This window comes from Microcoleus sp. LAD1_D5 (assembly GCF_036702115.1).
Classification (GTDB): Bacteria; Cyanobacteriota; Cyanobacteriia; order Cyanobacteriales; family Microcoleaceae; genus Microcoleus.
Map to the genome: position 1 here is coordinate 1 of NZ_JAUBSA010000137.1, position 6,647 is coordinate 6,647.

The 6,647-nt window shown below is 49.8% G+C and carries 5 protein-coding genes; 1 reads left to right on the plus strand and 4 read right to left on the minus strand.

Translation table 11 applies throughout. The features are described 5' to 3' along the window. Positions 1–34: 34 nt before the first annotated feature. From QUA70_RS27630 to QUA70_RS27645, 4 genes are all read right to left on the minus strand, one after another. Entirely contained in the window at positions 35–1,354 is a 1,320-nt protein-coding gene (locus QUA70_RS27630) for a tetratricopeptide repeat protein (protein WP_333350974.1), read from the minus strand. A gap of 6 nt (positions 1,355–1,360) precedes the next feature. Next, complete coding sequence (locus QUA70_RS27635) at positions 1,361–2,155, minus strand: DUF928 domain-containing protein (protein WP_333410759.1); 795 nt, start codon at positions 2,153–2,155, stop codon at positions 1,361–1,363. Positions 2,156–2,331: 176 nt separating this feature from the next. Continuing rightward, positions 2,332–4,287, minus strand: coding sequence for a CHASE2 domain-containing protein (locus QUA70_RS27640; protein ID WP_333336021.1), 1,956 nt, complete (start codon positions 4,285–4,287; stop codon positions 2,332–2,334). After that, positions 4,287–4,958, minus strand: a complete 672-nt coding sequence (locus QUA70_RS27645; RefSeq protein ID WP_333336024.1) for a response regulator transcription factor — start codon at positions 4,956–4,958, stop codon at positions 4,287–4,289. The genes QUA70_RS27640 and QUA70_RS27645 overlap by 1 nt, the downstream gene beginning before the upstream one ends. A 305-nt stretch (positions 4,959–5,263) precedes the next feature. On the opposite strand from QUA70_RS27645, the gene QUA70_RS27650 reads away from it, so the two are divergent. Beyond that, positions 5,264–6,088 carry a methyltransferase domain-containing protein gene (locus QUA70_RS27650; protein ID WP_333336027.1) on the plus strand — a complete coding sequence of 275 codons (825 nt, stop codon included), beginning with the start codon at positions 5,264–5,266 and terminating at the stop codon, positions 6,086–6,088. Positions 6,089–6,647: the final 559 nt, after the last annotated feature.

Below are 6,647 nucleotides of genomic sequence, written 5' to 3' on the forward strand. Positions count from 1 at the left end.
AAGTTAAAGGGAAAAACTTTTTGACTCCAACTTTTCACAACTGATAAAAAATTCCACACACATCTGCGGAATGTGGGATGTAAGCGAGTCCCAAAAGGCCCAGTGTCGCCCCCTCCGCTTGACGGTCTTTAATTTCACGGGCGATCGCTAAGCTCTGCTGTGTATACTCAATGCCTTTGGCATAGTTGCCCAGATCGAGGTAAGCGATTCCCAAATTGGCCAGTGTCCGACCTTCCCCATAACGGTCTTTAATTTCGCGGGCGATGGCGAAATATTGCTGTGCATACTCAATGGCTTTGGCCGAGTTGCCCAGAGATCCGTAAGCTGCTCCCAGATTGCTCAGCGCCACACCTTCACCTTGGCGGTCTTTAATTTCGCGGGCGATGGCTAAAAATTGCTGTGCATACTCAATCGTTTTGGCATAGTTGCCCAGGGATCTGTAAGCGGCTCCCAAATGGGCCAGTGCTGCACCTTCCCCTTGGCGGTCTTTAATTTCGCGGGCAATGGCTAAAAATTGCTGTGCATACTCAATCGTTTTGGCATAGTTGCCCAGATAGATGTAAGCGACTGCCAAATTGCCCAGTGCTCCACCTTCCCCAGAGCGATCTTTAATTTCGCGGGCGATGGCTAACTGCTGCTGTGTATACTCAATGGCTTTGGCATAATTGCCCAGATAGCGGTAAGCGACTCCCAAGTTGCCCAGTGCTGCACCTTCCCTTTGACGGTCTTTAATTTCGCGGGCGAACGCTAAGCTCTGCTGTGCATACTCAATGGCTTTGGCATAGTTGCCCAGGGCTCCGTAAGCGACTCCCAAATTGCCCAGTGCTGCACCTTCCCCAGAGCGATCTTTAATTTCGCGGGCGATCGCTAACCACTGCTGTGCATACTCAATGGCTTTGGCATAGTTGCCCAGATAGCGGTAAGCGATTCCCAAATTGCCTAGTGCATTCCCTTCCCCAGAGCGATCTTTAATTTCGCGGGCGATCGCTAAACTCTGCTGTGAATACTCGATCGCTTTGGCATAGTTGCCCAGGGCTCTGTAAGCGACTCCCAAATTGCCCAGTGCCCAACTCTCCCCTTGGCGGTTTTTGAGGGCGCGATAAATTTGGAGTGCCTGTTGCCAGGAATTCAGCGCTGCTCTTAATTGGCTAGTCCGATACTGTTGAAGCCCCTGCTGTATCAGCCGATCGCCCTCTGCTTCACTCGCCTCGATCGCCTGAGCACTAGCCTGGAGTGAGAAATGGGGAGGAATGTAAAAGCCAACAGACAAAAGGCAAAGCGCAAGGGGAAAGAGGAAGCCCGATCGCACTTTACGATTACTGGATTTGAGCAGTTTTAGGGAGAAAGGCTGCATGGGATTTTAGGGTTTGGGTTGCGGGAGTTGGCGTTGTTGTTCGATCGCCCTAATTTGTCGCAATCGATCGCTCCATTCCTTCAGCGGTTGGGCTTCCGAATTAGCCAGAGCATCTAGCAATTCCAGCACAGGTGCTTGGTTTTGAGAAGTCTCAGAGCCTTTGCGCGCTTCGGCGATCGCGTCATACCACAGCCCCGACTCCGCATACAGGTCGATCCGCTGTTGGGGAGTTTGCGCGGCTGCAAGTTGAGCCTGCAACGACGCAGCAGGTGCAACGACTTGGATTTCTGCCGCCGCCACCACATTCCGCGAAGAAACATTCCGATCGCACACCAACACCACTTGCCACTTATAGGATTGCCCGATCGACAGTTGGGGCAGATTTGGCGGGAGCGAAAACTGCATAATTCCCGGCTGACTCTGCATCTGGGTTCTGTAGAGTGCTTGTCCCGTAGAGCTGAACAGGCGGAATTGCAGGGGATGAGAAGTGCGATCGGGTACAAACCAGGTAAAGGTGGGATGCTGAGAAATCGTCTCTCCCACATGACTAAACGGCACCAAGGCAGTCAATACCGCCGGTGAATTAGCTTCGCAACTGCCGCCGCGAGTGGTATTCGTCCCCGTTTGTTTCGGCGCAGAAGGCTTTTTAGGGGGAGTATATTTTGCCAGCGCTAGAGGAGCGAGAGAGAGCGAAACACTCAGCATTAAACTCGCAATGCCGGCAGAGTAAATGGTTCGACGCTTCAATCCGTGAGTCATCATCGCAATTCCCTCTGTAACTATTTCTACAGTAATCAACAATACACAAACAGAATAGAGAACTGCCCACAAGCTTCGTTTGCGGGAAAGCGCAAAGATATAGCAAGTGTGATATCAATTCCAGTTGGATCGGAATGATTTAACCGCAGAGAACGCAGAGAACACAGAGGAAGAGAAGAGAGAGATGAATAATTCGGATGCTAACTCTGAGGAATCAATCACCAGAACCACCGCCGTTTGGCTGACCAGGTTAATTCGCACACTATCCCCCTCGGTACATTTGGGTAGCGCCGAAATGTTCCCCCTAATTGTTTGGCTAAATTGTTTGCCAACTGCGTTCCTAATCCTGAAGGTTGGAGTTTAGAGTTTAGATATTGAGTTGTCTCCCTGTCACAGTTCGTTTCACCGGAACTCAGCGCTTCTGCGTCAGACGGGTTCTCCTTGCCATTATCCGCCACCCGAATCACCTGCCGATCGCTTTCTTGAGTGCAAATTACGGTCAAGCGAGTGGCATCGATCGCGTGTTTCCCCACATTGCAGAGCGCTTCTTCCAGAAAGCGGCAGAGTCCTCGCTTGTGTTCCAACCGCAGATGCGAGGTGTTCAAGGCATCGAACTGCACAATTTTGAATTTGAGCGTTTTGAGGTAAGGCAGTTCTTGTTCTAGCGTGTTGCAATAGACCTTGTAGAGCAATTCATGCAGTGGAGCCTGCAGGGCCAATTCGATCGCGCTTCCCATGCGAAGGTGCGGTTCATCCGCGATCGCATCTCGCTGCACCGATCCGTAAACTGCCCGTAATTCTTCATTCAGGCGTTGCAACTCCGGTAGAAATGGCGGCGGTGTTGCTTGTTCTTGAGCGTTTCTCAAAATCGCCACCAATGTTTGTAAAGGCCCGCTATGAATCGCGTTAAAGGTCTGTTCGATCGCAAATTGACGTTCCTCTAACCGCAGTCGGAGTTCCTGTTCGTGGCGATAAAATAACGCTGCCATCAAGCCAGCCCCATTCAACACCAGCACCAACAACACAGGTACGATCGGCACCCACCACCCCAACAGAATTAACCCGTAACATATCCCGATCGGGCTGATACTGGCGATTAAGAGCCCCAACAAAATTTTCCAGGGCGATCGCAGAAATCGCCCCAAACTCATCCCCAAGAGTCCCCAGACCCCAATCCAGAGCATTTCCCAGCCATCCGCCCAAACCCGAAGCAACGATCGGCGATCGAGCACCGCGCTCAGGATCTGGCTGGTGGCGTGGGCCTGCATTTCGACTCCGTAAATCCGTCCGGGATTGATGCCTGCGATCGCACCTGAACTTGCCAAATCCTTCGCACTAAAAGACATGATCCCAATCAACACAATTTTGCCTCGAATCCAATCCGGGTTGACCTGTCCCGATTTGATTTGCGAGAGAGAAAGCACGCGAAACGGCATTGTCCCGCTGCGAACATTCAGCAAAATCTGGTTGCCGCCTGCATACGCCCCCACATATCCGCCAGAGTTTGACTGCACTCTGGTCAATTCAATGCTGCCAAAGCGCTTCGCCTCTGGGTCGCGAATTCCATTACCCAACTCAATTCCTCGGGCTGCTAAATAGCGTTCTGCCAGCCGGATCGCCAACGAAAAACGGTATTCCTGCTGGGGATTGTGAGCGCCCAATAAACTGCGGCGCTGGTAGCCATCCGCATCGAGAACGGCATCTGCAAAGCCAACCTGTTCCGATGGCAGCGCGGGCGGAGGTGCGACGGTAAAGCCACTGCGATCGGGCAGGGCAATCTCCACTCCGATCACATTCTTGCTGCTGCGAAACACCGATGTTAGTTCGGCATGACCAGGTTCAACCGGAATATCGCGGACAATATCCAGCCCGATCGCGATCGGTTGATAGGCCTGCAACCGTTTAAGCAAATCGGCAATTTCGCGATCGGGAATCGGATAAGTTCTAGCGCGTCGAATATCTTCCTCGGTGATACTGACGATGACAATCCTTTCATCCATTGGCTCAGGGGGACGCAGCCGCAGAAATCGATCGAGCGTCACCAACTCCAAAAACTGAAGCGCACCCGTCAATCGAGCGATCGTCACAGCGACAATCACCATCACCCCTGGAAGCCCTTCTCGTCCCCAAGTCGTGACACCCGCTTTCACTGCTTGCCATCGATCGCGCTTCACTAATCAATCAATCCTTCTTCCCTAGCTCGCACTTCCGTTTGAATCCGCAGATTCTTATCATCTTCAGGATACACCTCTAGCACATCTCGAATCTTAGTCCAGTAATACTGCACGGTGCGTTCAGAAACATTCATCCGTTTGGCGATCGCAGTATCCTGTAAGCTCTCGTGAAAAGCAAATTGCAACACCTGCATCCAGGCGGGTTTGAGTTGCAGCCCATTGCGGATCTCTCTGGGTGTATAAATCCGCTCGTGCAGCGCCCAATCAACCATTGCCAGCAAGTCTTTCATCGGCTGGCTCTTATCGACAACTGTGAAGCCGCCCATGTGATTGTCGATCGACGGTTTCAGCCAAACTAAAGTCCGAACATGGGCACTCTGCACCACAATATTCAGACTCGGATACTGCTCCATCAACGTTTTGAGGAGTTGAAGCCCTGAATTCGCTTGCGCGGTTTCGCCGATCGTCTCTGGCATCACCAGATCCACAATCACCAAATCCGGGGTCGTCTGCGCTATTTGCTGAAGGGCTGCCTGAGCCGTCGGAGCCGTCAGAATGTCTGCCTCTGGATATTCTTGCTTCAGAATGTTAAGCGTGCCACCTAACACCATCGCATGGTCATCCACAACTAAAAATGTTCGTTTCTCCGGTTGAGGTAAAGTCTGGGGCATAGTTGATTCGTTGCCACACAACATCGTCTGTTTAGGTAATCCGTCAACCCATTTTAGATTTGGGATTTACGATTTTCGATTTGTGACCTAGTTGAAACTAGGAGCTTTAAACCGCTGAAATTCTCATTCAAAATCCCAAATCCCAATCTAAAATCGTCTCGGTCATCTTCTTACAATAGAGGAATTACCTGGCTTCCGTCCTGCATCTGTCCGCAAACTGGGGTTGTGGATGTCCGCAACGAGAATTGCGCTAAAGCGCAGTTCTATTATAATCTAGGTGTCGAAGCAGGAAAAAGGATAATTTTATGGCAGCGGAAGGTTCGTATCAAGCAAGCACGTACAATCTGGAACTTGACGCAGAAATTCAGCGGTTAAAAGGTCAAGTTCTCCTCAGTTGGGAAAAGGAAGCGCGCACTTTAAAGTGGTTCGGTTTAGCCGACGGGATGAATGTTTTGGAAGCGGGTAGCGGGCCGGGATTTTTCACCGAAAAACTGTTAGAATTGCTGCCAAACAGTTCGGTAACAGCGGTAGAAATTGACCCGGTACAGCACGAAAAAGCAGTAGAATATTTACAGGACAAAGGCGGCGACCGAGTAGAGCGCATCCAAGCATCGGTTGCGGATACTGGTTTGGCGGCTAACACTTTCGATTTTGCGATCGCCCGTTTGCTGTTCGTTCACCTCCCAGATCCCGTCGCAGCAGCTAGAGAAATATTCCGCATCTTGAAACCGGGCGGCAAACTGGTGATTATTGATAACGATGCGGATCTGTTTTGGCTGACAAATCCGCCTTGGTCAGTCGAGATTGTCCGGGAGAAATTCAAGCAGGTGATAGCATCGCGGGGCGGCAATTTATGCGTTGGGCGAAATCTGTGCCGCATTCTCAAAGAAGCTGGGTTTGTTAGCGTTGATTTAGAAGCCGTTGTCAGCCACAGCGATATCATGGGAATTGAGGCGTTTCAACCTTTGCTTGACTCCGGGCCCATTTTGCAAATGGTCAAACAGGGGGTAATTTCAGAGTCGGAAATAGAAAGCTATCTGGTTTCGCGGGATAAGTTTTTAGCTGCGGGCGATCGATCGATGATGAGTTTTTGGTTGATGGCTTGCGGGGAAAAAAGCAATAAAATTTAGACAGATATTTCACACAACATTGATGTCCCATCGCAGCACAACCTCTAGCAGTCTTGCTACATTCCCAGCTAACAAAACAAACTTATCTAACAGTAAAATAGGGAAAACTTCAGAATAAATTATCCCCTCAGCGTTAGGTTAAAGCTGCACCTCTAGCTCTAGAATGGTATCATACAAAAATCACCGATCGTGCAACCGGACTTGAGCTAATTCATCTGCGTTAATCTGTGTTTATCTGCCCTCATCTGCGGTAAAAAAAAGATAAATTTTGAACCGCAGATGACAATAGATTGACGCAGATTTACGCAGATGAAGACAAGAGAGATAGGAATAATTCCGATTCTAAAAGATTTAATATCAAAGTTATAAATTTTCATATTTCTGAGCTTAATAACTTTACACCTACAAGTCTAACCAATCGTTGGAGCCGATCGGGCAAAGGTTGTTTGTGAGAGCCAATGGTTGTCTGTCACGTTTTAGCTGGGAGCATCCCGCTTTTTAACTAAGCATACCTACCCATTTTAATCTCATTATTTAAATATGCACATCTGAGTCTTAA

Coding starts and splice junctions, on each gene's coding strand:
- QUA70_RS27630 (WP_333350974.1), bottom strand. CDS start 1,354: ATGCAGCCTTTCTCCCTAAAACTGCTCAAATCCAGTAATCGTAAAGTG.
- QUA70_RS27650 (WP_333336027.1), top strand. CDS start 5,264: ATGGCAGCGGAAGGTTCGTATCAAGCAAGCACGTACAATCTGGAACTT.
- QUA70_RS27645 (WP_333336024.1), bottom strand. CDS start 4,958: ATGCCCCAGACTTTACCTCAACCGGAGAAACGAACATTTTTAGTTGTG.